This is a genomic window from Paenibacillus sp. IHB B 3415 (assembly GCF_000802655.2).
Classification (GTDB): Bacteria; Bacillota; Bacilli; order Paenibacillales; family Paenibacillaceae; genus Paenibacillus_AQ; species Paenibacillus_AQ phytohabitans.
Map to the genome: position 1 here is coordinate 1 of NZ_JUEI01000225.1, position 598 is coordinate 598.

General features: G+C 52.0%; 1 protein-coding gene. It reads right to left on the minus strand.

Annotation, left to right across the window (positions count from 1 at the left end):
• Positions 1–598 (minus strand): hypothetical protein (locus QW71_RS40790; RefSeq protein ID WP_039311106.1); only part of this gene is annotated, 598 nt, incomplete at both ends.

Consider the following 598-nt stretch of genomic DNA (forward strand, 5'->3'; position numbering starts at 1 on the left):
CCACCCATTTCATCCATCGCATCAATATATTGCTGCTGCACGGATGTCTTCGGCAAAGCTGGGGTATCGGGTATTTCCCCTGCCTTGAAGGCAAACCCCTCCGGTGTCTGTAAGACTGGACCCAGCTCCGGGAGCTTCGATTTGATCCCATTCAAAGCATCCTTCGCCGCTTGACTGACAACGTCTTCCACCCCGCCAATCACTTTTCCGGCTTTGCCGATTTTGGTAACCTGCAGTCCCGGAACCAGGATGGACGCTACCGAGCCCAGCATCGCTGCCTTCTCTTCCGGCGTTCCTTCGTTAAAATTATGATAAGCCATCTTGGCCGCTTCCACCAGTACTTCCGGATGCTCCATGATATACGCCGCTTGATTCTTCATTTCTGTTGTTGTTTTGACCGGGTGGACCACAAGCTTGAAGGCAAACGTAGCCGTATCTGCAACGCCCATGACGACCTCTGTGATCAAGCCTTCTCCAAAAGCTCTTACTACCGCGTCCGCTTGTACGACTTTTTTCCGCCATTCCGTCATACCGTACGTGTCTTCCAGCCACATTTCATAGGCCAGCACCTGATTGGTTACTTTGGGATCAGAAATCC